General features: G+C 69.2%; 23 protein-coding genes, 2 pseudogenes and 1 riboswitch. Of the genes and pseudogenes, 16 read left to right on the top strand and 9 right to left on the bottom strand.

Annotation, left to right across the window (positions count from 1 at the left end; all coding sequences use genetic code 11):
- Positions 1-5 precede the first annotated feature (5 nt).
- From OG285_RS08875 to OG285_RS08860, 4 genes and pseudogenes are all read left to right on the top strand, one after another.
- On the top strand, positions 6-809 hold the full coding sequence (locus OG285_RS08875; RefSeq protein ID WP_356827013.1) for a polysaccharide deacetylase family protein: 804 nt from the start codon (positions 6-8) through the stop codon (positions 807-809).
- The gene (locus OG285_RS08870) at positions 806-2,011 is read left to right on the top strand and encodes a hypothetical protein (protein WP_371790671.1); all 1,206 of its coding nucleotides are present in this window, start codon (positions 806-808) and stop codon (positions 2,009-2,011) included. Before OG285_RS08875 ends, OG285_RS08870 begins: the two co-directional genes overlap by 4 nt.
- 98 nt (positions 2,012-2,109) lie before the next feature.
- Positions 2,110-2,361: pseudogene (locus OG285_RS08865) on the top strand (EF-hand domain-containing protein); the annotation flags it as partial.
- 87 nt (positions 2,362-2,448) lie between these two features.
- Positions 2,449-3,117, top strand: a complete 669-nt coding sequence (locus OG285_RS08860) for an ANTAR domain-containing response regulator (protein ID WP_371790670.1) — start codon at positions 2,449-2,451, stop codon at positions 3,115-3,117.
- 78 nt (positions 3,118-3,195) lie between these two features.
- On the opposite strand, the gene OG285_RS08855 is transcribed toward OG285_RS08860, so the two are convergent.
- Entirely contained in the window at positions 3,196-4,401 is a 1,206-nt protein-coding gene (locus OG285_RS08855; RefSeq protein ID WP_371793486.1) for a glycoside hydrolase family 64 protein, read from the bottom strand.
- A gap of 388 nt (positions 4,402-4,789) precedes the next feature.
- On the opposite strand from OG285_RS08855, the gene OG285_RS08850 reads away from it, so the two are divergent.
- A complete protein-coding gene (locus OG285_RS08850) occupies positions 4,790-5,650 on the top strand; it encodes an NADPH-dependent F420 reductase (RefSeq protein ID WP_371790669.1) in 861 nt (286 codons plus the stop codon).
- Positions 5,651-5,654: 4 nt separating this feature from the next.
- Here the strand turns inward: OG285_RS08850 and OG285_RS08845 are convergent, their stop codons facing one another.
- Together OG285_RS08845 and OG285_RS08840 are read right to left on the bottom strand one after the other, a co-directional pair.
- Entirely contained in the window at positions 5,655-6,212 is a 558-nt protein-coding gene (locus OG285_RS08845; protein WP_356827009.1) for a glycoside hydrolase family 25 protein, read from the bottom strand.
- Positions 6,213-6,361: 149 nt separating this feature from the next.
- Positions 6,362-7,585, bottom strand: coding sequence for a beta-ketoacyl synthase (locus OG285_RS08840; RefSeq protein WP_371790668.1), 1,224 nt, complete (start codon positions 7,583-7,585; stop codon positions 6,362-6,364).
- A 55-nt stretch (positions 7,586-7,640) separates the two neighbouring features.
- Here OG285_RS08840 and OG285_RS08835 point away from each other — a divergent pair, with 55 nt between their 5' ends.
- The 3 genes from OG285_RS08835 (at position 7,641) to OG285_RS08825 (ending at position 9,962) form a co-directional block, all read left to right on the top strand.
- Entirely contained in the window at positions 7,641-8,237 is a 597-nt protein-coding gene (locus OG285_RS08835; RefSeq protein WP_371790667.1) for a TetR family transcriptional regulator, read from the top strand.
- Between the two features lie 323 nt (positions 8,238-8,560).
- Positions 8,561-9,190: a dihydrofolate reductase family protein gene (locus tag OG285_RS08830; protein WP_371790666.1), complete on the top strand. Its 630-nt coding sequence runs from the start codon at positions 8,561-8,563 to the stop codon at positions 9,188-9,190.
- 325 nt (positions 9,191-9,515) lie between these two features.
- The gene (locus OG285_RS08825) at positions 9,516-9,962 is read left to right on the top strand and encodes a VOC family protein (protein ID WP_356827005.1); all 447 of its coding nucleotides are present in this window, start codon (positions 9,516-9,518) and stop codon (positions 9,960-9,962) included.
- Positions 9,963-10,061: 99 nt separating this feature from the next.
- Here the strand turns inward: OG285_RS08825 and OG285_RS08820 are convergent.
- Together OG285_RS08820 and OG285_RS08815 are read right to left on the bottom strand one after the other, a co-directional pair.
- A pseudogene (locus OG285_RS08820) lies at positions 10,062-10,376 on the bottom strand (IS1380 family transposase); the annotation flags it as partial.
- A 59-nt stretch (positions 10,377-10,435) separates the two neighbouring features.
- On the bottom strand, positions 10,436-11,059 hold the full coding sequence (locus tag OG285_RS08815) for a TetR/AcrR family transcriptional regulator (RefSeq protein ID WP_356827004.1): 624 nt from the start codon (positions 11,057-11,059) through the stop codon (positions 10,436-10,438).
- Between the two features lie 124 nt (positions 11,060-11,183).
- On the opposite strand from OG285_RS08815, the gene OG285_RS08810 reads away from it, so the two are divergent.
- From OG285_RS08810 to OG285_RS08800, 3 genes are all read left to right on the top strand, one after another.
- Positions 11,184-12,635: an amidase gene (locus OG285_RS08810; RefSeq protein ID WP_371790665.1), complete on the top strand. Its 1,452-nt coding sequence runs from the start codon at positions 11,184-11,186 to the stop codon at positions 12,633-12,635.
- 123 nt (positions 12,636-12,758) lie between these two features.
- Complete coding sequence (locus OG285_RS08805) at positions 12,759-13,745, top strand: alpha/beta hydrolase (protein WP_371790664.1); 987 nt, start codon at positions 12,759-12,761, stop codon at positions 13,743-13,745.
- Positions 13,746-14,307: 562 nt separating this feature from the next.
- On the top strand, positions 14,308-14,775 hold the full coding sequence (locus OG285_RS08800) for a GtrA family protein (RefSeq protein ID WP_356827001.1): 468 nt from the start codon (positions 14,308-14,310) through the stop codon (positions 14,773-14,775).
- Between the two features lie 108 nt (positions 14,776-14,883).
- On the opposite strand, the gene OG285_RS08795 is transcribed toward OG285_RS08800, so the two are convergent.
- From OG285_RS08795 to gcvT, 4 genes are all read right to left on the bottom strand, one after another.
- Complete coding sequence (locus OG285_RS08795) at positions 14,884-16,251, bottom strand: L-serine ammonia-lyase (protein WP_356827000.1); 1,368 nt, start codon at positions 16,249-16,251, stop codon at positions 14,884-14,886.
- A 172-nt stretch (positions 16,252-16,423) separates the two neighbouring features.
- Positions 16,424-17,686, bottom strand: a complete 1,263-nt coding sequence (gene glyA, locus OG285_RS08790) for a serine hydroxymethyltransferase (protein ID WP_356826999.1) — start codon at positions 17,684-17,686, stop codon at positions 16,424-16,426.
- Between the two features lie 16 nt (positions 17,687-17,702).
- Positions 17,703-18,083 carry a glycine cleavage system protein GcvH gene (gene gcvH, locus OG285_RS08785; RefSeq protein WP_356826998.1) on the bottom strand — a complete coding sequence of 127 codons (381 nt, stop codon included), beginning with the start codon at positions 18,081-18,083 and terminating at the stop codon, positions 17,703-17,705.
- Positions 18,084-18,150: 67 nt separating this feature from the next.
- On the bottom strand, positions 18,151-19,266 hold the full coding sequence (gcvT, locus tag OG285_RS08780; RefSeq protein ID WP_371790663.1) for a glycine cleavage system aminomethyltransferase GcvT: 1,116 nt from the start codon (positions 19,264-19,266) through the stop codon (positions 18,151-18,153).
- A gap of 141 nt (positions 19,267-19,407) precedes the next feature.
- A riboswitch (glycine riboswitch) is annotated at positions 19,408-19,503 on the bottom strand.
- A gap of 148 nt (positions 19,504-19,651) precedes the next feature.
- Here gcvT and OG285_RS08775 point away from each other — a divergent pair.
- The 5 genes from OG285_RS08775 to OG285_RS08755 all read left to right on the top strand — a co-directional run bounded on the left by OG285_RS08775 (position 19,652) and on the right by OG285_RS08755 (position 25,354).
- The gene (locus OG285_RS08775) at positions 19,652-20,416 is read left to right on the top strand and encodes an AAA family ATPase (RefSeq protein WP_371793485.1); all 765 of its coding nucleotides are present in this window, start codon (positions 19,652-19,654) and stop codon (positions 20,414-20,416) included.
- 46 nt (positions 20,417-20,462) lie between these two features.
- On the top strand, positions 20,463-21,212 hold the full coding sequence (locus OG285_RS08770; RefSeq protein WP_356826995.1) for an enhanced serine sensitivity protein SseB: 750 nt from the start codon (positions 20,463-20,465) through the stop codon (positions 21,210-21,212).
- Between the two features lie 243 nt (positions 21,213-21,455).
- Positions 21,456-22,226, top strand: coding sequence for an enhanced serine sensitivity protein SseB C-terminal domain-containing protein (locus OG285_RS08765; protein WP_356826994.1), 771 nt, complete (start codon positions 21,456-21,458; stop codon positions 22,224-22,226).
- Between the two features lie 337 nt (positions 22,227-22,563).
- Positions 22,564-23,562: an ABC transporter permease gene (locus OG285_RS08760; protein WP_356826993.1), complete on the top strand. Its 999-nt coding sequence runs from the start codon at positions 22,564-22,566 to the stop codon at positions 23,560-23,562.
- A 46-nt stretch (positions 23,563-23,608) separates the two neighbouring features.
- Entirely contained in the window at positions 23,609-25,354 is a 1,746-nt protein-coding gene (locus tag OG285_RS08755) for an ABC transporter substrate-binding protein (protein WP_356826992.1), read from the top strand.
- Positions 25,355-25,357: the final 3 nt, after the last annotated feature.

The raw sequence follows: 25,357 nt of genomic DNA, 5'->3' as shown, positions 1-25,357 counted from the left end.
GTCGCGTGACTGAGATAAGCCGACGCAGCGCACTGCGGGCAGGAGCCGGCGCGGCCGTCGCCGGAGTGTTCACCGCGGGATGCTCCGGCGGAGGCCCACCCGCCGCGGCCCCGTCCCCGGCCGGACCCCGCCCGTCCAGCCCCCCTTCCGGGGCCGCGAAACCCCCGGCCCCGCTCCACGCCCCGGCCCCCCTCGCCTTCGCCAGGCAGCCGGTCCAGATCGCGAACGGCCCCCGCGACCGGCCCAGGGTCGCGCTCACCTTCCACGGCCAGGGAGACCCCGCCATCGCCAAGTCCGTACTGGCGGAGGCGGAACGGGCCGGCGCGCGGGTCACCGTCCTCGCCGTCGGCACCTGGCTCGACGCGTATCCCGCGATGGCCCGCCGGATCCTCGACGGCGGTCACGACCTGGGCAACCACACCCTCCACCACACCTCCATCTCCGCGATGGGCGAGCGGGAGGCGTACGCCGAGATCACCGGCTGCGCCGACCGGCTGCGACGGCTCACCGGTTCCATCGGCACCTGGTTCCGCCCGTCGCGCACCCAGTACGCGACCCCCCTGGTCCAGCGGCTCGCGGCGCGCGCGGGGTACCCGCACGTGCTCTCGTACGACACCGACTCCCTCGACTTCACCTCGCCCGGCACCGCGGCCGTCGTCCGCAACGTCACCGGCGCGGTGCGGCCCGGTTCGGTGGTCTCGATGCACTTCGGCTACGCGGACACGGTCGCCGCACTGCCCGCCATCCTCGACGCCTTCGACCGCCGCGGGCTGCACGCGGTGACCACTACGGAGCTGCTGACCTCATGATCACGATACGTACCACAGGGATCCTCGCCGCCGCCGTCACCACCGGTCTCGCCGTCGCGCTCGGCGGCTGCGGGTCGTCCGGCGGGACCGGCCATGCGCACCCCGACGCCACCAGGGCCACCACCGCGGCCGCCGCGCCGCGTGGCACCACGGTGAGGTCGGCGGAACCCGCCCCGCTGGCCGGTATGCCCCCGGTCCTCGACCCCAAGGACCTGTACGCGGCGGACCGCCCGGGCAGACTCTCGCCCGTCGTCAAGAAGTTCCCGTCCCGGGTCTACGTACCGAACACCAACTCCAACACGGTCAACGTGATCGACCCCAGGACGTACAAGGTCATCCGCACCATCCCGGTCGGTGTGCAGCCGCAGCACGTCGTGCCCTCCTGGGACCTGAAGACGCTCTGGGTCAACAACGACCGGGGCAACACCCTCACGCCGATCGATCCGGCGACGGGCAAGGTCGGGAAGACGCTCGACGTCCACGACCCGTACAACCTCTACTTCACGCCCAACGGCAAGTACGCCATCGTCATGGCCTCGCTCGACCGGCAGCTCGTCTTCCGCGACCCGCACACCATGAAGATCAAGAAGACCCTCCCGGTGACGTGCGCCGGCGTCAACCACGCGGACTTCTCTGCCGACGGGCGTTTCTTCATCGTCTCCTGCGAGTTCTCCGGCGAGCTGCTCAAGGTCGACACCGAGAAGATGAAGGTGGTCGGCCAGCAGAAGCTGCCCTTCAAGGGCGCGATGCCGCAGGACGTGAAGATCTCGCCGGACGGCCGGACCTTCTACATCGCCGACATGATGGCCGACGGGATCTGGGTGCTCCCCGCGGACAAGTTCACCACCCCGAAGCTGATGCACACCGGCAAGGGCTGCCACGGGCTCTACATCAGCCGGGACTCGAAGGAGATGTACATCTCCAACCGTGGCGAGGGGACCATCTCGGTCTTCGGCTTCCCGCAGAACAAACTCATCAAGAAGTGGTCCCTGCCCGGGGGTGGCAGCCCCGACATGGGCGGCGTCTCGGCCGACGGCAAGGTGCTCTGGCTGACCGGCCGCTACAACGCGGAGGTGTACGCGATCGAGACCACCAGCGGCAAGCAGCTCGCCCGCATCCCGGTCGGCAGCGGCCCGCACGGCCTCGCGGTGTATCCGCAGCCCGGCCGCTACTCGCTGGGACACACCGGGATCTTCCGCTGAGGGACGGTTCACGGCGCGAGGACTTCGCCTGGCCGGCCGCGGCGCTGCGGGCCCGACCCGCCGGTTAATCTGACTACCGTCAGACGCGTACCGAGAACACGTACCAAGAAACACGTACTGAAAAAGGGGTGGACCCAGTGGCGGACAAAGAAGAGGCCCGCAAGGCGTTCGAGCGTCTCGACGTGGACGGTGACGGCCGGATCACGGCGAGCGAGTACAAGAGCGTCATGGCGCAGCTCGGTGACTTCCACGTGACCGAGACAGTGGCCCAGTCCATCATCAGGTCCAAGGACGCCAACGGTGACGGCCGGCTCTCCTTCGAGGAGTTCTGGGCGTCGCTGAACAAGTAGCGCGTACACGCCCCCCGGCACGGGTGCCGGGGGGCTGTCGCGCCGTAAGGCTCCGGGTTCTGTCCCGCCTGGGTAATCTGGCCCGGTATGGACCGGGAACAGCAGTGGATGCGCAGCGCCTTCGGGCTCGCGGTCGTCGCGGCCGACGAAGCGCGGTCGCCTTCTCTCATACGGCAGTTGGGCCACGACTGCGCTGAGCTGCTCCAGCTCTCCGGGGCGTGCGTGATGCCGGCCGACGCGGCCGCGACGCACAGCGGCGAACCGGGCCCCGAGTGCCTGCGCGACGGTCGCGCGCTGACCAACATCGACCTCCGGGAACAGGGCGCGCGCTGGCCCGGATTCACAAGCCGTGCGCTGGCCGAGGGGCACACCGTCGTGACGCTGCTGCCCCTGCACGGCACCGCCGGCCGCCCCTGCGCGGTACTCCTGCTGTTCACCCATGACCGGGAACTGTCCGGCGCCGAGATCGAGTCAGCCCAGTGGCTGGGAGACCTGGCCATGGTGCTCCGGGCCCAGAGCGATGAACTACGCGGCCACCGTGAGACCGCCGGTCAGCTCAGTCAGGCCCTGGACAGCCGAGTCGTCATCGAGCAGGCCAAGGGCATGCTCGCCGAACAGCTGCGGACCGGGACGGGAGAGGCCTTCGACATGCTGCGCGGCCACGCCCGCTCCCACCGTCTGAAGCTGGCCGATGTGGCACGCGCCGTGGTCGACCGCGAACTGCGTCTGGGCGGGCCGCCGTCGGACAGCCCTTAGCGGACACCGGAGCGGGAAGAGTGCGGGCCGCCGGGCGTGCTGCCCGGGACCCGCACCTCCGTCAGCCGAACCGGCCGGTCAGGACCCGACGGACACCGTGAAGCGGACCGGATTGCCGTCGTTCGCGGCGCCCGAGACATCGGGCTGGCCGTCGGGGACCACGTCGTCGTACGGGAAGGCGTACCCGATCGGCGAGTTGGCGTGGAGGACCCGCGCCCAGTGGTTGGTGACGTCCCCCTGGTAGTAGTCGGCAGCCGTCGTGCCGTTCGGCTGGCTGGGGTGGGTGAGCATGATCGACCGGTTGAACCCGGCCGCGATCCTGGCGAGCAGCGCCTTCTTGTCGTCCGGGTCACCGGGGTTGTTGGCGAAGGGCCCGTCGTTGCAGGTGAAGATGGACTTCGAGTCGGGCTTGGTGAAGGTGTGCCCGCCGTCGAAGGTGAGGGTGTCACCGCTCACCCGGCCCTTCAGGCTGCCCTTGCCGCCCTGGAGGTCGATGGTGAGGTCCGTGGAGCTGTACTTGTCCCAGACCTGGTCCACATAGCCCGTCCACAGATCGCCGAACGGCATCGCGTCGGGCGAGGCGGACGCCATCAGGTTCTGCGGCGAGATCACCCGCAGCACCTTGCCGTCCGAGCCGCGGATGACCAGCTTGTCCCAGGGCTGGCCGTCCTTGGCCGCCTGGGCGGTGAGATCCGCGGCGATCTTGTCGACCGCGCCGTCGGGGAGCGGGGCCACCGTGTGGTCGGTGTCGCCCGTGAGCGAGAGCCCGATGGGCAGGGCGGTCACCAGGTCGACGTAGGAGATGTTGGCGTACAGCTGGTCCGGGTTGAAGGTGAACTCGCAGAACGACCAGGTGCGGCCGTAGTTGGGGTCCGCGGCGGTGGCGAAGGCCGGCTCGACCAGGGAGGGGCCCGGGTTGAGGAAGAAGTCGAGGGTGTCGTCCCGTACGAAGTAAACCCGGGCGCCGTACATCTGAGGGAGGGTCAGGGTGACTGGCCCCGCCCCTGCCGCCTTCAGCGGGATGGCGCAGTCGACCGGCAGCGGTGTCTGCGGGGCCGACGGCGACTCGGGGTGGTAGGTACTGCCGTCGGAGCGCAGCAGGACCCACTGGTCGGTGCCCTGCTCGTGGCCGGTGACGTACGCGTTGACGTTGCCGGGCAACGACTTGTTCTCCAGGGCCAGTTCGCAGGTGGCGGCGGAGGCCGAGGCGCGTGGACTCAGTGCACTTCCCCAGGCGGGGTAGGTGAGAGCGGTGGCGGTCGCTGCGGCGCCGGTCAGGAACATTCTGCGGGATATCACGCAAGTCTCCTGTGGTCTGTGGGGGGAGGAGCGCGGGAGACGGAGAGCTGTGGGGGGTGGCCTCCCGTAGGCCCTTACTGTTGCGAGGCTCGGGGGGCAGGTCAATACCTAGGGCTGAGAGCGCTCTCATATTCTTCTCCGCCTTCACCACTTGAAGGCGGAGAGAAGGGTGGAGAGAAGGGCGGAGAGAAGGGCTGGGACGTGGACGGAGAAGGAGGCGGAGGGAGGTCCGAGAGGGCGGCATCCGGGCGGAAGCGGGCACGCTGTCCGGGTCCGTCCGGGTACGCCTTCGGACGAGGCGACCGGGCCATGGCATCCGGGTGAACGGGTGAGCGCACCGGAATAGCCGGGCCCCCAGGGAGGTTGGCGACCGATGCGACAGCGCCGCACACCGAGCGACAGCGCACCCGACCACACACCGCACCCGACCACACACCGCACCGGACCACACACCGCGCCGCACCCGACCACTGACACCGCACGCGCAGCACCGCATCACGCGGCACGGCATCACGCGGCACCGCACGGTACGACCCAGCACCGCACCCGGAACACCCGTAACGGAGGGCACATCATGAAGATCGGCATCATCGGCGCCGGACACATCGGCGGCAATCTCACCCGGCGGCTCACGGCACTCGGGCACGACGTGTCCGTGGCCAACTCGCGCGGTCCGCACACCCTGGGCGATCTCGCCGAGGAGACGGGCGCCACCCCCGTGCCGGTCGCCGATGCGGCGCGCGGCGCCGAGGTCGTCGTGATCACCATCCCGGTGAAGGCCGTACCGGATCTGCCGTCCGGACTGCTCGACGGCGCCGCACCGGGCGTCGCCGTGATCGACACCGGCAACTACTACCCGCGGGAGCGGGACGGGCGGATCGACGCCATCGAGGACGGGCTCACGGAGAGCCGCTGGACCGAACAGCAGATCGGCCACCCGGTCATCAAGGCGTTCAACGGCATCTACGCGCACAACATCATCGACGCGGCACGCCCCCAGGGGGCTACGGGCCGGTTCGCGCTGCCGGTCGCGGGTGACGACGAGGCCGCCAAGCGGGTCGTACGCGAACTGATCGACGAGATCGGCTTCGACACGGTCGACGCGGGGGGTATCGACGACTCCTGGCGCCAGCAGCCGGACACCCCTGTCTACGGTCTCTCGGCCGACGCGGACGGGATCGCCAAGGCGCTCGCCGCCGCCCCGCGCGAGCGCCCGGCTGCCTTCCGGGCCTGAATTCCTACGGCGTGGCCCACTCCTCCAGCGCGCTCTTGCTCGCGAAGCGCGAGTGGGCCACGTCCTTGTCGAGCGGGCTGTCGGTGTACTGGTGGAACGTCCAGGTCGCCTTGATCCTGGGCTTGCCCGCCGTGGTGTAGTCCGCGATCCACAGCCCGTCCCCGGCGTACGACGTGGTGTCGTGGTTCAGCCAGAAGTCGCGGTTCGTGTACAGCAGTACCCGGTTGTGCGGCCGCAGCTTCTTCACCGCGCGGATGAAACTGTCCTTCTCGGCGTTGCTGGCCCGGGTCTGATCGCCGGTGGTCTCCCAGTCCACCGCGAGCAGATCACCCGCCTTCTCGGGGGCTTTGCTCACGAAGTACTCGGCCTGCGTCTGGATGTTGCCCGGCCACAGGAAGTGGTAGAAGCCGGTGACGCAACCGCCGTCCCGCGCCAGTTTGGTCTGTGTGGTCAGCCGTGGGTTGACGTAAGTGTGGCCCTCCGAGGCCTTGATGAACACAAAGCCCAGCCCGTCGGTGTCGAACGACGACTGGTACGTACTGACATCGATGCCGTGCAGCATGTGCACCGCCTCCTGGTATGTCGTGGAGACTCAGGTGTATCGAGACTCTGGTGTATGGAGACTCCGGTGTGCGGAGAGTCTGGTGTGTCGTGGCGACTTGGGCATCCCACGTTCCACTTACCCAATCCGGAGGTCCCGACCGCATTCGCTCACCTGGGCGAAGTGAGAACCAGGGAAACGTTGTGGCCGCCGAAGCCGAACGAGTTCGCCAGGGCCGCGTCCCAACACCCGCTGCGGGCCGTGCCGGTGACGACATCCAGCGGTACGCGGTCGTCGAGCCGGGTCAGGTTGCGGGTCGGCGGAACGGATCCGTCCCGCAGCGCCAGGACCGCCGCCATCGCGCCCAACGCGCCGGAGGCGCCCAGGAGGTGACCGGTCATGGATTTGGTGGCCGTGACCACCGGATGGGTGCCGACGGCGGCCGCGACCGCTTCCGCCTCGGCGAGGTCGCCCTGCGGGGTGGATGTGGCGTGCGCGTGGACGTGCCCGATGTCCCCGGGGGTGAGCTCCGCGTCCCGCAACGCCTTCTGGATCGCCCTGACCTGTCCATCGGGGTCGGAAGCGGTGATGTGCCCGGCGCTGGACGTCGTCCCCGCCCCGGCCACCGCTCCGTGTGCCCGCGCGGCGCGGGCGCGGGCGTGGTCGGCGCTCTCCAGGACCAGGACGGCGGCGCCCTCACCGAGCACGAAGCCGTTCCGTGCGGCGTCGAAGGGGCGTGAGGCGCCGTCCGGATCGTCGTTGGCCGCCGACAGCGCCATCATCTGCGCGAAGGCGGTCAGCGGCAGGGGGTGCAGGCTCGCCTCGGAGCCGCCTGCCACCACGATGTCGGCCCGGCCGGCCCGGATGAGGTCGAGACCGTGTGCGATGGCCTCCGCCCCGGAGGCGCAGGCGCTCACCGGGGTGTGCGCTCCGCCCTTGGCGCCCAGGTCGATGGAGACCCAGGCGGCGGGACCGTTGGCCATGAGCATGGGGACGGTGTGCGGCGAGACCTTCCTCGGGCCGGACTCCTCCAGTACGCGGTTCTGCCCGAGCAGGGAGAGCACGCCGCCGATTCCCGTACCGATCACGACAGCGAGCCGCTCCGGATCGACGGCGGGTGCTCCCGCGTCCGTCCATGCCTCGCGGGCGCAGACGAGCGCGGCCTGTTCGCACCGGTCGAGCCGGCGGGCCTCGGTGCGCTTCAGTGACTCTGCCGGGTCCTGGCGCATCCGGGCCCCGATCCGCACCGGCAGCTGCCGGGCCCAGCTCTCACCGTCCAGGCTGCTGATCCCGCTGTCGCCCGCCGTCATCGCGGCCCAGGTACTCGGGACATCGCCGCCGAGGGGCGTGGTGGCCCCCAGCCCGGTGACCCAGACATCCGTTCTTGTCGCCATGCGGGCGACGGTAGCCAACCATCCAGTTGGTTGGCAATCTGCGTATGATCTCCCCATGACGACAAGCGCCCGCAGCGAGGAGACCCGCGCCCGACTGCTGGCGGCCGCGCGCACGGAGTTCGCCGAACACGGCATGAGCGGCGCCCGCGTCGACCGCATCGCTGTGCGGGCCGGGGCCAACAAGGAGCGCATCTACGGGCACTTCGGCAGCAAGGAGAAGCTGTTCTCCGCAGTCGTCGCGGAAGCGCTGAACGACCACGCGGTGCGGGTCGGGCTGCCGGACGGCGACCCGGGCGAGTACGCGGGACGGATGTACGACTTCCACCGGAGCAACCCGGAGCTGACCCGGATGATGATGTGGGAGGCCCTGTACTACGGAGATCTGGCGCTGCCCGACGACGGGGTGCGCAGCGCGCACTACGCGCGGAAGGCGGCCGCGCTGGAGGAGTCCACGGGCGGGCGGCTCGCCGGGGACGCCGCCGCGACGTTCCTCGCCCTGATCGGTGTGGCGGTCTGGCCGCTGGCGTTTCCGCAGATGGCACGGCTGGTTCTGGGTGCCGGGCAGGAGCAGCCCGACCCCGAAGCGCTGCGGGCCTACGTGGTGGAGACCGCCCGGAGGCTGGCCCCGTCCCGGTACGTGCAGGAGGGGTGAGGGCCCGGGTGCTCGGTGGCCCTGTGGCGTCGCGCGGGTGTCAGCGATTCACCCGCGGCCGGGGCCTCAGCAGGTTCCCGATCAGGGACCGCCGGTCCTCCGGGTGCACGGCGAGCATCGCGCGCCCCTCCTCCATCGGGACCTGCTCGAACATCGGGATCTGCCCGAACCGGCATGGTGACACGGCGGGTTGAGGACCGGGCGTCAGGGCGGCGGCAGGCGGAGGCCGGCCCGGTGCGCCGGAGGCGGCCGGCCGATGAGTTCCCGCCGGCCCGGGAGTCACCCCTGATGCAGGCAGAAGTTCACCCCCGAAAGGCACCACCATGAGCACGCTGATCGTCACCGCGTTCATCACTCTGGACGGCGTCATGCAGGCCCCGGGCGGCCCGGGCGAGGACGTCGACGAAGGCTTCGAGCACGGCGGCTGGCAGGTCCCCTACGTCGACCAGGACTTCATGGGCCTCATGAAGGGCATCTTCGAGCGGACCGCCGACCACCTCCTGCTCGGCCGGAAGACGTATGACCTCTTCGCCGCTCACTGGCCTCGCGTCACCGACGAGAACGACCCGATCGCCGTGAAACTCAACGCCATGCCCAAGTACGTCGCCTCGCGCACCCGGAACAGCCTGGAGTGGCACAACTCCCTTCTCCTGAAAGGTGAAGCCGCCGAGAGCGTCGCGGAACTCAAGGAGCGGCTCGACGGCGTGATCATGACGCAGGGCAGCGCCGACCTCATCCGCACCCTGCAGCAGCACGACCTCGTCGACGAGTACCGGCTGCTCGTCAACCCCGTGATCATCGGCACCGGCAAGCGCCTCTTCGCCGAGGGCGCCGCCCCCGCCGCCTGGACGCTCACGGAATCCCGCGTCACCGGCGCGGGCGTGCAGTACTGCGCCTACGAACGGGCGGGAAAGCCCGAGTACGGTTCGTTCCTGCTGGACGAGCAGGAGTGAGGACGCACCACGGCCACAGCGTTCCGGGGTCCAGGGCGCGTATCGGGCCGTGATCAGCGGAGCCGTGACAGACCGCTATGACGCAACGTCGGCTCGATCCGAGGCCGGGCACGGCCAGGAAACGATGTTGCTCCCGCCTGTGATGGTCACTAGGGTCGATCGGGTGACTGCCGGGTCGGCCATGGGCCACGCACGAGTGAGGTTCCCGGCCTCGGCGTGAGCACGAGGCGGGCAAGAGGCCCGCCCACTTCTCCGCGTCTTAGCTCCCGGCGCCCGCATACGGCGCCGCATTCCAGCGGATCCCAAGACCGGAGACACATCACTGATGTCCTATGACCAGCGGTACCCGCATGAATCCGCGCTGCCGACGGCCGGCGTCCAGCTGAACCACACTGCCGTCTACGCAAGCGACCGGCACCTGTCTGCCGAGTTCCTCACCGCGGTCCTGGGCCTGAAGGCCGGCGCCCCGTTTGGACCGTTCCTGCCCGTCGACCTCGGCAATGGCGTGACGCTCGACTACTACGAGAAGAGGGACGAGCCGATCCAGTCGCAGCACTACGCCTTCCTTGTCCCTGACGAGCAGTTCGACGCTGTTATCACCCGTCTGGAGGTGCTCGGGGTCACCTACTACGCCGACCCCAGCCACACCGAACCCGGCCAGATCAACCGTCTGTTCGGTGGTCGCGGCGCCTACTTCGACGACCCGGACGGTCACAACATGGAGGTCATGACCCGGCCTTACGTCCGCCCTCAGGGCGCGACAGGGCTGTGATCAAGGGGTGCCTCGGGTGAGGTCTTTGAGCCAGATCATCGAGGCGCGCAGGTGCAGTCCGGCGAGGTAGCCGTCCGGGGTCCTGTCGTATCGGGTGGTGGAGAGCCAGTCGAGGAAGGCGTGGGTGCCACCGGCTGAGCCGGTGCGGATCAGTGTCGTGCGGACCCGCCGCAGACGCTCGGGGAGCTGGGCCAGGGCGAGTTGAGCTGTTTCGATGTGATCGCTCGCGGTGTTGGAGCCGGCGCTGCCGGGCCGCAGCAGCGCTGCCACCGGCCCTCCGGAACGGGCCGGAGCGTCCGCCCCGGCCCGTTCCCGGACCTGCGACCGTGCTTCGGCCCGCGCCGACCGGATCGCGGTGAGCGCCTTCGGCCCGGCTGCGGCGAGGGCGTCGATGAGCCGGGAGATCCTGGGCTCGTGCCAGGTCACACTCGCATGCCCACGTCGAGCGGTGGTCGGGCGGACGGCGCGGGCGGTCAGTTGGCCGCCCCGCATGCGCCGAGGCGGGAGCGGTGCCGGTCCACGATTGCCTCGACGATCTTCATCAGTCGGTCTGCCGTCTGATCGATGCTTCCGTTCTGTGTGCTGACCTGCGCCCCTTCGAGTACGAAGGTGATCTCGGCTGCGGCCTGTTCGGGGTCGGGCATCTGTGCCTTGGTGCACATGCCGATCAGCCTGCGGGTCTGGTGGGCCTTGTGGTCCTCGATCACTTGCCGTGCCGGATGAAGGCGGTCGGGCAGCTCGGCGAGGGAGTTGATGAACGGGCAGCCCCTGTATGAGATCGCCGGCAGCCCCTCGGCGATGAAGCGGGCCAGGCCCAGAATCTGCTCCTCGGGCCGGTCGGGGTATTCGGTTTCCACGCGGTCGAAGGCCGCCTGATAGTCCGCGGCGACGATCCGCAGCCACTCCGCGACCAGCGCGTCCTTGGTCTCGAAGTGTCGGTAGATCGCCATTTTGGTGGTCTCGGCCTTGTCGGCGATCGCCTGGACCCCCACCTGCCGGATCCCTTCCCTCTGGAAGAGCTCTTCGGCCGCGTCGAGAATGCGCTCACGAGGCGGCAGCTTCGCCACTCTGCTTGGCCTTCTGAGCGTCGATGCCATGACTACTCCGTCACTCCGGTCGGTCGTGCGGTTCACCACCTCTCTCACGGTACCAGTCCGGCCCCTTCGATACCGTAGGGTATCGTTCGGTACTCAACGGTATCGATCGTGTCAGGGAGTGGCAGTGAAAGTTTCTGAGTACGTGAGCTTCGACGCAGTCGGGCTGGCGGAGCTGGTGGCCAAGGGCGAGGTACTCCCCGCCGAGCTGGAGGCAGCCGCGCGCGAGGCTGTGCAGGCAGTTGATCCGCAGATCAACGCCGTCGTGGAGACGTGGCAGACCGACGACGAACCTGTCCCTGGCAGCACACCACTGGCCGGCGTCCCGTTTCTGATCAAAGACATCGCGGTGGCCATGGCCGGGAGGCGGATGGAGCTGGGAAGCCGCCTGGCGGCCGGTAACGTCGTCGGCGCCGACTCCTCGCTGATGCAGCGCTTCCGGCGCGCGGGCCTCGTGACGTTCGGGCGCACCGCGACTCCGGAGATGGCCTATGGCATCTCGACGGAATCAGCGTTGTACGGCGCGACCCGCAACCCGTGGGACCTGGAGCGCAGCGCGGGCGGATCCAGTGGAGGCGCGGCCGCCGCTGTCGCCGCCGGGGTGGTTCCGGTCGCCCATGGCACCGATGCCGCCGGATCGCTTCGTATCCCCGCCGCCTACAACGGGCTCTTCGGGATCAAGCCCACCCGTGGCCGGGTGTCCATGGGGCCCGACGTCGACGAGGTCTTCAACGGCCTGGCCGTGCACGGCAGCGTCAGCCGCACCGTACGCGACAGTGCGGTACTGCTCGACCAGATACGCGGCCCGGAATCGGGCGACCCCTACTTCGCCCAGCAGCCGTCACGGCCGTACGCGGAGGAAGTCACCCGTCATCCGGGCTCGTTGCGCATCGGTGTCCTCACCCAGGCGTGGGGCGGACGCCGTACTACCGCACCGGTGACCGACGCCCTCTCCCGCACCGTGCGGTTGCTTGAATCCCTCGGCCACCAGGTGAACGAGGTTGAGGTCGACCTCGGCGCCGACTGGGAGGAATTCGTCCTGGCCAACGCCCGGCTCATGACGGTGAACCTCACCACCATGGTCGACGGCCTGGCCGCCGCCCTCGGCCGTCCCGTCGACTCCTCGACCCTTGAGCCGGCGACCCTCGCCGGCTACCACTACGGGCAGCGGGTCGGCGGCGCGCAGTTCCTCACCGCTCTCGCGATGCGGAACCGGGTGGCCCGAAGCCTGGCGCGGTACTTCGACGCGTACGACATCCTCCTCACGCCGACCCTGCCGGAGCCTCCCGTGCCTCTGGGCACCCATGCCGAAGGTGTGGAGACACTGGACGGTCTCGGCTGGATCGAGCGCATCAATGACCTGTCGCCCTTCACCATGCCGTTCAACGTGGCGGGCACGCCCGCCATGTCCGTACCCGTGACGGCCTACGCCGGGACGGGGCTCCCGGTCGGTATGCAGTTCGCCGCTGGATACGGCCTTGAAAGCCGGCTCTTCCGCCTCGCCGGACAACTCGAACAGGCAAGTCCGTGGTCAGGCCGAACCCCCACGGTATGGGCAGGGAACCACCCAGCCCGCTGAAGAACGCTCCTGGCACGCTGCAGAGACATCGACGGATTCTCGCCGGTCCCAGGACCTCATTCAGACCTGAGCGGCCGCGACACCACGACGTATGAACAGAGATCCCTTGAAGGAGTGTCCGCCATGGTTGAGCGCATCGACGTACGCATTCCCCTGCCCGACGGCATCGAACTGGCCGCCTGGCTGTTCCTTCCCGAAAACGCCGAGAAGCCGTTGCCCGCCATCACCATGGCCCACGGCTTCGGCGGCACCCGCCATCACAGCATCGAGCACACAGCCCGCCGCTTCAGCGAGGCCGGCTACGCGGTTCTCCTCCACGACCATCGCAACTTCGGCGACAGCGGCGGCACACCTCGCCAGGACATCGACCCCCACCAGCAGATCGCGGACTGGCGATGGGCGATCACCTACCTCGGCACACGCGGAGAAATCGACGAACAGCGTATCGGCGTCTGGGGATTCAGCTACGCCGGTGGTCACGCCCTCGTCCTCGGGGCCACCGACCGCCGCATCAAAGCCGTTTACGCCCAGGCCCCCACCGTCAGCGGCTACGAGACCGGACTGCGCCGCGTCCCGCCCCACGAGGTACGCGCCCTGGAAGAGCGCTTCCACCAGGACGAACGCGACCAGCTGGCCGGCAAGCCGCCCGTCTACGTACCTTTCGTCGACACCGACACGAGCCATGGCCCCCTGGCGGCATACCCACAGAAAGGCGCGGCCGACTTCTACCTGAACCGGGCACCGGACGACACGTGGACGAACAAGGTGACCCTTCAGTCCAACCGCCGTGCCCGCGCCTACGAACCCGGCCAGTGGATCTCCCGCATCGCCCCCACCCCCCTGCTGATGCTCGTGGCAAAGGACGACGACGTCGCCCCCGCCGACATCGCCCTCGACGGCTTCAACCGCGCCCGCGAACCGAAAAAGCTCGTCCTCACGGACGGCAACCACTTCTTGTCCTACATCCAGCAGTTCGAACTCGCTTCCACGGTCGCGATCGACTGGTTCGACACCCACCTCAGGACGGCTCCCGCCCCGACCGGTGAACCTGCCCCGCTGCGTCCAACCTCGACACGGACACTCGGGCACCACCCGACGGACGGTAAGTGATGAACGTACGGGCTGAACCTGTGGGGGACGATTCTCTAGTGGAGCAGGCTCTCCTGGAGTTCGGCGCGCAGGTCCGGGGTGAGGACGGCCTCCCGCAGCGACCCCGTGGGCCGGACGGTGAGGTCGATGCCGTCGGCGGTGCGGTACACGCCCGGCACCGCCCATTCGCGATCGACAGGACCGTACCGGGGAACGACGATCGCCGACCCGCCCGCCCGGAGAACATCCGGCGCACCGGTGGATCGGCAGGAGGGGGACACCCCCCGGGAAGCCGGAACCATGTGCCCGGCGGCTGCCCCGTTCCCGTCACTTCTTGATCGCCTTGACAGGCAGGCTCCCAGTGGGAGCCTGGAGGGGACGGTACGGCGCGGCACCCCACGGGGGAGCGCCACCGCATCGCGGCCGCAAACCGCCGCCGCAGCATCGCGCGGCTCCTCCGACTCGCTCCGACGGTCTGATCGATGGGACGACGGCGGTGACGGCCGGACGCGTGGACCCAAGGCGGTTCTCCACCCCGGCGGCATTGACGCTGCTGCCACGCCCCTCCGAAGGAACTGCGCCCATGGCTGTACGAGGCGAGCAAGCGGTACGAGTCACATCGCCGCCTCCGAAGGCGCGGGAGGTCGCGAAATTCGCTGCTGTCGGCGTGTCTGGTGTAGCGGTCAACCTCCTTGTGTTCAACCTCCTGCGCCACACCACCTCGATACCGGTGGTGAGCGCGAGTGTGCTCGCCACCGTCGTTTCGATCGTCTTCAATTACATAGGATTCCGTTACTTCGCCTACCGGGAACGGGACAAAAGTGGCTGCACCCGCGAGATGGGTCTCTTTCTGCTGTTCAGCGCCATTGGCCTGGTGATAGAGAACGGTGTTCTCTATCTGGCGACCTATGGCTTCGGATGGGACAGCCCGCTCCAGAGCAACGTCTTCAAATTCATCGGCATCGGAATCGCCACACTCTTCAGATTCTGGTCCTACCGGACCTGGGTGTTCCGGGCGATACCCGCGCCCTCGAACGAGTCTGACGCCTGACACTTCGGCTTGCTCTGGGCGGCCTGCCGTCCCCCTCGGCCGGTGTCGCGGCAGGTGAGGTCCCCGGTGCGGAGGAAAGCCGAGAAGCCCCTGACCAGGGGCTGACCCTCAGCACTCGATGATGTTCACCGCGAGCCCGCCCCGCGCCGTCTCCTTGTACTTGACCGACATGTCGGCGCCGGTCTCCTTCATCGTCTTGATGACCTTGTCCAGGGAGACCTTGTGGCTGCCGTCTCCGCGCATCGCCATCTTGGCCGCCGTGACCGCCTTGACCGCCGCCATGCCGTTCCGCTCGATGCACGGGATCTGGACGAGTCCGCCGACCGGGTCGCAGGTCAGGCCGAGGTTGTGTTCCATGCCGATCTCCGCCGCGTTCTCCACCTTCTCGGGAGAGCCGCCCAGGACCTCGGCCAGCGCGCCCGCCGCCATGGAGCAGGCGGAGCCGACCTCGCCCTGGCAGCCGACCTCGGCGCCGGAGATCGAGGCGTTCTCCTTGAAGAGCATGCCGATGGCACCGGCGGAGAGCAGGAAACGGACGATGCCGTCCTCGTCGGCTCCGGGGATGAAGTTCATGTAGTAGTGCAGAACGGCGGGGATGATGCCGGCCGCGCCGTTCGTCGGGGCGGTGACGACACGGCCGCCCGCCGCGTTCTCCTCGTTCACGGCCATCGCGTAGAGCGTGATCCACTCCATGGCGCGGGCGAGCGGCTCGCCCTCGGCGCGCAGCTGGCGGGCCGAATTGGCCGCGCGGCGGCGGACCTTGAGGCCGCCGGGGAGGATGCCCTCACGGGACATGCCGCGGGCGACACACGACTGCATGACGCCCCAGATGTCCAGCAGCCCTGCCCGGATTTCCGCCTCGGTGCGCCAGGCCTTCTCGTTCTCCAGCATCAGCGCCGAGATGGACAGACCCGTCTCCCGGGTCAGCCGCAGCAGCTCGTCGCCCGTGCGGAAGGGGTGCTTCAGGACGGTGTCGTCGAGGACGATGCGGTCCTCGCCGACGGCGTCCTCGTCCACCACGAAACCGCCGCCCACCGAGTAGTACGTCTTCTCCAGGAGCGGGGCGCCCTCGGTGTCGTACGCGAAGACCGTCATCCCGTTCGCGTGGTACGGCAGGGCCTTGCGCCGGTGCAGGACCAGGTCCGTGTCGTAGTCGAAGGCGATCTCGTGCGCACCGAGGAGGTTGATGCGGCCACTGGTGCGGATCTGCTCGATGCGCGCGTCGGCGTGCTCGACGTCGACCGTGCGGGGGGACTCGCCCTCCAGGCCGAGGAGCACCGCCTTGGGGGTGCCGTGTCCGTGGCCCGTCGCGCCCAGCGAGCCGAAGAGCTCGGCGCGGACCGAGCCGGTGTGGGCCAGCAGGCCCTCGTTCTTCAGGCGGGCGGCGAACATCCGGGCGGCCCGCATGGGGCCCACCGTGTGGGAGCTGGAGGGGCCGATGCCGACCGAGAAGAGGTCGAAGACCGATATGGCCACGGGAGGACTCCTTGGTGTGGGTAGACGCCGTTGTCTGCCGGGGTGGTGCAGAGGTGGCGCGGTACAGCAGCGAGCGCGGCGCCTACGTGGTGCGGGGCACCCCGCTCACTGTCCAGTGTGCGGGGTGCCCCGTGGTTCGTACAAAACCGTACTGATCAGGACCGAAACGGTCCTACTTCAGCCCGGGGTAGAGCGGGAACTTCTCAGCCAGTGCGGAGACCCGGGCGGCCAGCGCCTCCCGGTCGTAGGCCGGCTTCAGCGCGGCCGCGATGATGTCCGCGACCTCGGAGAAGTCCTCGGCCTGGAGACCGCGGGTGGCCAGCGCCGGCGTACCGATCCGCAGCCCCGACGTGACCATCGGCGGGCGGGGGTCGTTCGGGACGGCGTTGCGGTTGACCGTGATGCCGATCTCGTGGAGACGGTCCTCGGCCTGCTGGCCGTCCAGCTCCGAGTTGCGCAGATCCACCAGGACCAGGTGCACGTCGGTGCCGCCGGAGAGGACCGAGACACCGTGCTCGGTGACATCGGCCTGTACCAGACGCTCGGCCAGGATGCGGGCGCCGTCCAGGGTGCGCTGCTGGCGCTCCTTGAACTCGTCCGTCGCCGCGACCTTGAAGGAGACCGCCTTGGCCGCGATCACGTGCTCCAGCGGGCCGCCCTGCTGACCGGGGAAGACCGCGGAGTTGATCTTCTTCGCCAGCTCGGCGGTGGAGAGGATCACGCCACCGCGCGGGCCGCCCAGCGTCTTGTGCGTGGTCGTGGTGACGACGTGCGCGTGCGGGACGGGCGAGGGGTGCAGCCCCGCGGCCACCAGGCCCGCGAAGTGCGCCATGTCGACCATCAGGTACGCGCCGACCTCGTCGGCGATCCGCCGGAAAGCGGCGAAGTCCAGCTGGCGCGGGTAGGCGGACCAGCCGGCCACGATCAGCTTCGGCTGGGACTCCTTGGCGAGGCGGGCGACCTCGGCCATGTCGACCTCGCCGGTCTCCTCGTCGACGTGGTACGCGACCACGTTGTAGAGCTTGCCGGAGAAGTTGATCTTCATCCCGTGGGTCAGGTGCCCGCCGTGGGCGAGGTTCAGACCCATGATCGTGTCGCCGGGCTTGAGCAGCGCGAACATCGCGGCAGCGTTCGCCTGGGCGCCCGAGTGGGGCTGGACGTTCGCGTGCTCGGCGCCGAAGAGCGCCTTGACGCGGTCGATCGCGATCGTCTCGATGACGTCGACGTGTTCGCAGCCGCCGTAGTAGCGGCGGCCCGGGTAGCCCTCGGCGTACTTGTTGGTGAGGACGGAGCCCTGGGCCTCCATGACCGCGACCGGAGCGAAGTTCTCCGAGGCGATCATTTCGAGGGTGGACTGCTGGCGGACCAGCTCGGCGTCGACAGCGGCGGCGACGTCCGGGTCGAGCTCGTGGAGGGAGGAATCAAGAAGTGACATCAATAGTCCCTAGTCCCTAGTTGCCGGCGGAGAAAGCGGCGTACTCGTCGGCGGAGAGCAGGTCGTCCGGCTCGCCGGTGACGCTCACCTTGAACAGCCAACCACCCTCGTACGGGGCGGTGTTCACCAGCGACGGGTCGTCGACGACGTCCTGGTTGACCGCGGTGATCTCACCGGAGACCGGGGCGTACAGATCGCTGACCGACTTGGTCGACTCCAGCTCGCCGCAGGTCTCACCCGCGGTGACCGTGTCACCGACCTCAGGGAGCTGGGCGAAGACGACGTCACCGAGCGCGTTGGCCGCGAACTCCGTGATGCCGACCGTCGAGACGCCGTCCTCGGCGACCGACAGCCACTCGTGCTCCTTGCTGTAACGCAGCTGCTGGGGGTTGCTCATGACCTGATTCTCCTGGATGCGGGGGAGTGCTGGTGAACAGTGGTCTTACGGGCTGAGATGGTGTGGGTCACTTCTGGCGCTTGTAGAAGGGGAGGGCCACGACCTCGTACGGCTCATGCGTACCGCGGATGTCCACGCCCACCCCGGACGTGCCGGGCTCGGCGTGGGCCGCGTCGACGTACGCGATGGCGATCGGCCTGCCCAGGGTCGGCGAAGGGGCGCCCGACGTGACCTCGCCGACGACCTGGCCGTCCGCGACGACCTGGTAGCCCGCGCGGGGGACCCGGCGGCCCTCGGCGATCAGGCCGACCAGCTTGCGCGGCGGGGCCGCGGCGGCGCGCTCGGCGGCGGCCTCCAGGGACGTACGCCCGACGAAGTCGCCCTCCTTCTCGAACTTGACGACCCGGCCGAGACCGGCGTCGAAGGGGGTCAGCGCCGTGGTCAGCTCATGACCGTAGAGCGGCATGCCCGCCTCCAGGCGCAGTGTGTCGCGGCAGGAGAGGCCACAGGGCACCAGGCCGGCCGGCGTGCCCGCCTCCGTCAGCGCCTGCCAGACCTTCTCGGCGTCGGAGGGGGCGACGAACAGCTCGAACCCGTCCTCGCCCGTGTAGCCGGTCCTGGCGATGAGCGCCTGGACACCGGCGACGGTGCCGGGCAGGCCCGCGTAGTACTTCAGCCCGTCCAGGTCGGCGTCCGTGAGCGATTTCAGGATGCCGGAGGATTCCGGGCCCTGTACGGCCAGCAGGGCGTACGCGTCGCGGTCGTCCCGTACGACGGCGTCGAAGCCGCCCGCGCGGGCGGTCAGGGCGTCCAGGACCACCTGCGCGTTGCCGGCGTTGGCGACGACCATGTACTCCTGCTCGCTGAGCCGGTACACGATCAGGTCGTCCAGGATCCCGCCGTCCTCCTGGCAGATCATGGTGTAGCGGGCACGGCCGTTGCCGACGGTGCCGATGTTCCCGACCAGCGCGTAGTCGAGCAGCCGCACGGCCTGCGGACCGCTGACGGTGATCTCGCCCATGTGGGAGAGGTCGAAGAGGCCGGCGTGCGTCCGTACGGCGTTGTGCTCGTCGCGCTCACTGCCGTAGCGCAGCGGCATGTCCCAGCCCGCGAAGTCGGTCATGGTCGCGCCCAGTGACCGGTGCAGGGCGTCGAGTGCTGTGAGACGGGGCGTGGGGCTCATATGCGGTACTCCCGGGGCATGACAGACGAGGACGATCCTCCCCATCTGTCATCGGAACCTGAGAGGTTCGCCGGCGCCTGTCGGGAGCGCGCGGCTTGCACCTTGGGTGGGACCGCAGGGCGGCCCGCTTTTCAGATCTGCCTCGTCCGCGCGGTACGGGGCCTGAGAGATTACAAGGGAGGGACTTGCTCCTTCGGCGCCCCGGCCAGTGGCCGGGGACTCTCCCGCGCGGATTCGAACGGCCTGTATGGAGTTGGCGCGCACATCATCGCATGCCGGGCGGGCGGCGCCTCACTGGTGTCGCATTACTCTTTCTTTACACTTCCTCAGCGGGGGTATGCAGAAAGACGCAGGCAGTGCGGGTGGCCCGACAGGGGGAGCGGCCATGGTGGGGCAGGAGTGGCGTACGGATCCGGCGGCGGACGCGGCGCCGGACACGGCATCCGGCGGGCCGGGGGTGCCCGTCCCGCCCGGGGGGACGGTGTGGCCCGAACGGACGGTACGGCCCGGCCGGAAGACGGCCCGGCGCGGGCCGCCCGAGGTACGGGACCTGCGCCGGCGGGCGGGCCGCAGCCCGCACCGCCTGGTGTTCGCCGCCGGGGACGTGGTGGTCCTGTCCGGCCTGCCGGGCAGCGGCAAGTCCACGCTCTTACGCAGGGCCGCCGGGGCGCACGGGATCGACTCGCAGGACACCCGGGACCGCTGGGAGCGCCGGATGCCCCGTTGCCTGCCGTACTGGAGCTACCGCCCGCTGGTGCGGGCCGCCCACTACGGCAGGCTGTGGCGCACTCTGCGCTCGGGCGCCGGTGTCGTCGTGCACGACTGCGGTACGCACCCCTGGGTGCGGGCCCTGCTGGCCCGTGCGGCACGGCGCCGCCGCAGGGCCCTGCATCTGCTGCTGCTCGACGTGGCACCCGGAGTGGCGCTGGCCGGTCAGGCGGAGCGCGGCCGGAAGGTCTCCGCGTACGCCTTCGCCCGGCACCGCAGGGCGGTCGCCGGGCTGGTCCGGGACGCCGAGCGGGCGCGGCTGCCCGAGGGGTGCGGTTCGGTCGTGCTGCTCGACCGCGACGCGGCGGCCGTACTGCGCCTGATCGGGTTCGGGGCGGCGGTCCGACCGGGCCCCCCTCTCTATCGTGGGGGAGGCCGTTAGGGTCGGTCGGCAGGTGAACAGGTGAGAAGGGGATACCTCGGTGGACATGGCATGGCCGGGAAATGAGCTCGAAGAGGTTCTGACCGCTTCGGTCGGGAACCCCGCCGCGGGCGGCCGGCTGATCGAGGTGCTGGGGCGCAGCAACCTCTGGGTCCCGCTGCCCAACGGCGGTGGGCAGGAGAGCGGTTCGCTCGACCTGCCCACCGTGGAGATCGAGGGCGGGGCCTATGTCCCCGTCTTCAGCTCCGAGGCGCAGTTCCTCCAGTGCGTCGGCTCGCACTACTCCTTCGCGGTGGCCCCGGCGGTCGAGTTCGCCCGGGGGCTGCCGCCGCAGCTGGGCGTCGCGGTGAACCCGGGCGGTGCGATCGGCATGCCGCTGCCGCCGCCCGCCGTGGCCGAACTGTGCCGGAGCGGCCGGACCTCCCTCGACGGGCCCGCGACCGGCGGCCGGGTGCGGCTCTTCGAGCCGGACTGGCAGGAGGAGCCGGTCGACTTCCTGTCCGCCGCCGCCGGCGAGTTCGAGGAGTCCGGCGTGGTCCGCTCGGCGCGCCGGGCCCTCGCCTCCATCGAGGGCGGCGACCCGGTCCTCTTCGTCGGGGTCGAGTTCGCGACGTGGGACGGCGCGGGGCGCAACGCCCCGATGGACGCGCTCGGCCGGGCCCTGCACCGGGTCGAGGTGCCCTGGCCGGTCAACCTCGTCCTGCTGGACGTGGCTCAGGACCCGGTCGCGGACTGGATGCTGGAGAGGGTCAGGCCGTTCTACGTCAGGGCCGATGCCGCGGGGCCGGTGCTGTAGGGGCGAGAACCACGGGGGGCCGGAGGTCCGGTGCCGCACGGGCACCGGGAACCAACGGCCGCCTAAGCTGGTCTGATGCGTGGGACGACCGGCGCGCGGATCGGCCGGAACCGCACGGACCGGATGGCACGGACCGGATCGCAGGACCGGACAGCAGGGACCGGATCGTGCGGCTGAATCGCGCGCGCCGCGTCCCGGCGCACGGAACGTCAACGGGTGGATCAAAGAGGGGCGGGACCCAGGGTGAGCGCGTCGGGCACGACGGCCGGGCAGGTCGAGCAGATGCTGCTCCAGGTGACCCCCGGGCGGTACGACGCCTATGAGGCACTGCTGCAGGCGCTCGCCGACAGCCAGGTCTGGATGCTGCTCTGGCACGGCCAGGCCGGGTCACCGGACGCCCAGTACGGGAACATGGAGATCGAAGGCCTCGGCTACGCCCCGTGTGTGACGTCGGCTCAGGAGCTGGCGGTCTCCGGCTGGAACCGTTCGCACGAGGTGGTCACAGGACGTGACATCGCCCGCTCCCTCTATCCGGACCACTGGGGAATCTGGCTCAATCCGCATGCCCCCGGCGGCGGTGTCGGCATCCCCTGGACCGATCTGCGGCGGATCGCCACCGGCCTCGACCGGATGCCGGCCGGACCGCTGCGGCTGTCCGAGCCGGCCATCGAGATCCCGCAGTTCTACGCGCTGCTCACGCAGAGCGCCCACCACACCCCGGCGGTCCGCTCGTTGAGCCGGGTCTGGGTGCAGCCCGCGCTCGGCACCCCGTATCTGGCCATCGGGCTGGATCTGTACGACACCGGCCAGCAGTCCGTGGATTCGGTGCGGGCGATGATGCAGCAGTCGATCGCCGCGGTCCCCGAGGGGCTGCCCGTGTCGACCGTGGCGATGTCCGACGCGTACGACCCGGTCGGGATGTGGCTGCGGGCCAACTCCCGCCCCTTCTACGACCGTGAGGCCCATGCGGCCCCCTCTCCCGCGGCGGGATACGGCTACCCGCCGGTAGGCTGAGTGCACCAATTGGGCCGTCAATAACGGCTGTTGGGCGTGATGTCCGAACTGGCTCATTAGCGAGGAAAGTTTCCGCTCAGTCGAGCCCGGCGTCCGGATAACGGAAGTCCATTGACCGCATCACGGTTACGCATACATTCACCGCCAGGGCTGGCGGGTGATCGCAACCGCAATGAAGACTCCCTGAAGCGAGCGTTGCCGTGCCTTTGTGCGGCGCGCTGCGAACACATTCCGTCACTTCAGCACAGTGGCATCACTCGATGCGCTTGATGCACAGCAGCCGCCACCGCGGCAGGTATGGGCCGGCCACCGCCGGCCGGGAGGGGTCAAAGGCACTGTGACCGCACCGATCGAGACCACCGGATCGACTGCCGAAGCGCAGCCGGAGGCAGTACTCACGGGGGCCACGCAGAGCCAGATCGAGGGCCGTTCGCTCGGCCGGATCGCCTGGACGCGTTTCAAGCGGGACAAGGTCGCCATCGCCGGCGGGGTCGTCGTGATCCTGCTGGTGCTGGTCGCCGTCCTCTCCAAGCCGATCCAGTCGATGTTCGGGCTCGACCCCAACGACTTCCACCAGAACCTGGTCGACCCGGCTCTGCTGGGGCCCAAGGGCAGCTTCGGCGGCATCAGTTGGAGCCACCCGCTGGGTGTGGAGCCGCAGACCGGCCGGGACATCCTGGCGCGCATCATCGAGGGCTCCTGGGTCTCCCTGGTGGTCGCCGCGGGGTCGACGCTCCTCTCGGTGGTCATCGGCGTCGTGATGGGCGTGGTGGCCGGCTTCTACGGCGGCTGGGTGGACAGCGGCATCAGCCGCCTGATGGACACCTTCCTGGCGTTCCCGCTGCTGCTGTTCGCGATCTCCATCTCCGCATCGCTGCAGGGCAACGCGTTCGGCCTCAGCGGTCTGACGCTCCGTATCTGCGTGCTGATCTTCGTGATCGGATTCTTCAACTGGCCCTACATGGGCCGCATCGTCCGCGCGCAGACGCTCAGTCTGCGTGAACGGGAGTTCGTCGAGGCCGCCCGCTCGCTGGGGGCCCGCGGGCCCTTCATCCTCTTCCGTGAACTGCTCCCGAACCTGGTCGCGCCGATCCTCGTCTACTCGACGCTGCTGATCCCCACCAACATCCTCTTCGAGGCGTCCCTGAGCTTCCTCGGCGTGGGCATCCAGCCGCCGCAGGCCTCCTGGGGCGGCATGTTGTCCACCGCGGTCGACCTCTACCAGGTGGACCCGATGTTCATGGTCATTCCCGGCCTGGCGATCTTCATCACCGTGCTGGCCTTCAATCTGCTGGGTGACGGGCTGCGTGACGCACTCGACCCCCGTGGCAAGTAATCGCGGCCGTGCCGCACAACGGACAACCGAGGGGGCTTTCCTCAGCATGAAGAGCAGAAAGACGGCAGCGGCGATAGCCGCGACGGTAGCGCTGGGGCTCGCTGCCACCGCTTGCGGGGGCGGCGACAGTGGCGGCGGGGGCAGCCACGGCAAGGCCGACGCAGCTCTGACCAGCATCGTCAACAAGACCGACAAGAAGGGGGGGACGGTCACCTACGAGCACTCGAGTGCCGCCGACTCCCTGGACCCCGGCAACACGTACTACGGCTGGGTGCAGAACTTCTCCCGCCTCTACGCGCGTGCGCTGGTGACCTTCAACCCGGCTCCGGGCAAGGACGGGCTCAAGATCGTGCCCGACCTGGCGACGAGCCTGGGCAAGGCGTCCCCGGACGCCAAGACCTGGACGTACCACCTCCGCAAGGGCGTGAAGTTCCAGGACGGCACCGTGATCACCTCGAAGGACGTCAAGTACGCCGTCGAGCGGACCTTCGCCCGTGAGGCGCTGTCCAACGGGCCCACGTACTTCAGCACGTACCTCAAGGACGGCGACAAGTACAAGGGTCCCTACAAGGACAAGTCGCCCGACGGTCTCAAGTCCATCGAGACGCCGGACGACTCCACGATCGTCTTCCACCTGAGCAAGCCGTTCGCGGACATGGACTACCTCGCGTCCTTCTCGCAGACCGCTCCGGTGCCGCAGAAGGCCGACAAGGGCGCCTCGTACGTCCAGAACATCGTGTCGTCGGGCCCGTACAAGTTCGCCTCGTACAGCGAGAGCCGGGGCGCGACGCTGGTCCGCAACCCGCAGTGGGACCCGAAGACGGACCCGGTCCGCAAGGCGCTGCCGAACAAGATCGTCCTGAATTTCAACGTCCAGCCGACGACCGTCGACGAGCACCTGCTCAACGACACCAGCACCGCTGACATCGCCGGTACCGGTCTGCAGTCCAAGACCCAGCCGAAGGTCATCACCAAGGCCGCTGAGAAGGCGAAGACGGACGACCCGTACGCCGGTGCGCTGCAGTACCTCGCGCTGAACGTGCACGTCAAGCCGTTCGACAACGCCGACTGCCGCAAGGCCGTGCAGTACGTCGCCGACAAGGCCGACATGGTCGACGCGATCGGCGGCGAGGTCCGGGGCGACCCCGCGACGACCGTCATCCCGCCGGGTGTCTCGGGCTACAAGAAGTTCGACCTGTACCCGACGCCGGGCAACAAGGGCGACGTGACCAAGGCCAAGCAGTACCTGGCCAAGTGCGGTAAGCCCAAGGGCTTCAAGACGACGCTGACCGCCCGCTCCGACCGTCCCGACGAGGTCACCAGTGCCACCCAGCTCCAGCAGAGCCTGAAGAAGATCGGCATCGTCGCCGACATCAAGACGTTCCCGTCGGACAAGTACTTCACCGACTTCGCGGGCGTCCCGGACTGGGTCCACAAGAACAACGCCGGAATGATGATGATGGCGTGGGGCGCCGACTGGCCGGCCGGCTTCGGCTACATCGACCAGATCGTCGACGGCAAGGCCATCAAGCCGTCCGGTGGCACCAACCTGATGGAGCTCGACGACCCGAAGATCAACGCGGAGATCGTCAAGGGCATCGGGACGCTGGACAACACGAAGCGCAACGCCACCTGGGGCCAGGTCGACCAGATGGTGATGGAGAACGCCTCGCTCGTCCCGCTCTTCTACCGCAAGAACCTGCTCTACCGCCCGGACTCGGCGGCGAACGTAACGGTCAGTCAGGCGTACCTCGGCATGTACGACTACGTGCTGATGACCTCGACCAAGTAACAA

It is taken from the genome of Streptomyces sp. NBC_01471 (genome assembly GCF_041438865.1).
Taxonomy (GTDB): domain Bacteria; phylum Actinomycetota; class Actinomycetes; order Streptomycetales; family Streptomycetaceae; genus Streptomyces.
This window is presented reverse-complemented; position numbering and strand designations above follow the sequence as displayed.

Coding starts and splice junctions, on each gene's coding strand:
- OG285_RS08870 (WP_371790671.1), top strand. CDS start 806: ATGATCACGATACGTACCACAGGGATCCTCGCCGCCGCCGTCACCACC.
- OG285_RS08860 (WP_371790670.1), top strand. CDS start 2,449: ATGGACCGGGAACAGCAGTGGATGCGCAGCGCCTTCGGGCTCGCGGTC.
- OG285_RS08855 (WP_371793486.1), bottom strand. CDS start 4,401: ATGTTCCTGACCGGCGCCGCAGCGACCGCCACCGCTCTCACCTACCCC.
- OG285_RS08850 (WP_371790669.1), top strand. CDS start 4,790: ATGCGACAGCGCCGCACACCGAGCGACAGCGCACCCGACCACACACCG.
- OG285_RS08845 (WP_356827009.1), bottom strand. CDS start 6,212: ATGCTGCACGGCATCGATGTCAGTACGTACCAGTCGTCGTTCGACACC.
- OG285_RS08840 (WP_371790668.1), bottom strand. CDS start 7,585: ATGGCGACAAGAACGGATGTCTGGGTCACCGGGCTGGGGGCCACCACG.
- OG285_RS08835 (WP_371790667.1), top strand. CDS start 7,641: ATGACGACAAGCGCCCGCAGCGAGGAGACCCGCGCCCGACTGCTGGCG.
- OG285_RS08830 (WP_371790666.1), top strand. CDS start 8,561: ATGAGCACGCTGATCGTCACCGCGTTCATCACTCTGGACGGCGTCATG.
- OG285_RS08825 (WP_356827005.1), top strand. CDS start 9,516: ATGTCCTATGACCAGCGGTACCCGCATGAATCCGCGCTGCCGACGGCC.
- OG285_RS08815 (WP_356827004.1), bottom strand. CDS start 11,059: ATGGCATCGACGCTCAGAAGGCCAAGCAGAGTGGCGAAGCTGCCGCCT.
- OG285_RS08805 (WP_371790664.1), top strand. CDS start 12,759: ATGGTTGAGCGCATCGACGTACGCATTCCCCTGCCCGACGGCATCGAA.
- OG285_RS08800 (WP_356827001.1), top strand. CDS start 14,308: ATGGCTGTACGAGGCGAGCAAGCGGTACGAGTCACATCGCCGCCTCCG.
- glyA (WP_356826999.1), bottom strand. CDS start 17,686: ATGTCACTTCTTGATTCCTCCCTCCACGAGCTCGACCCGGACGTCGCC.
- gcvH (WP_356826998.1), bottom strand. CDS start 18,083: ATGAGCAACCCCCAGCAGCTGCGTTACAGCAAGGAGCACGAGTGGCTG.
- gcvT (WP_371790663.1), bottom strand. CDS start 19,266: ATGAGCCCCACGCCCCGTCTCACAGCACTCGACGCCCTGCACCGGTCA.
- OG285_RS08775 (WP_371793485.1), top strand. CDS start 19,652: ATGGTGGGGCAGGAGTGGCGTACGGATCCGGCGGCGGACGCGGCGCCG.
- OG285_RS08770 (WP_356826995.1), top strand. CDS start 20,463: ATGGCATGGCCGGGAAATGAGCTCGAAGAGGTTCTGACCGCTTCGGTC.
- OG285_RS08755 (WP_356826992.1), top strand. CDS start 23,609: ATGAAGAGCAGAAAGACGGCAGCGGCGATAGCCGCGACGGTAGCGCTG.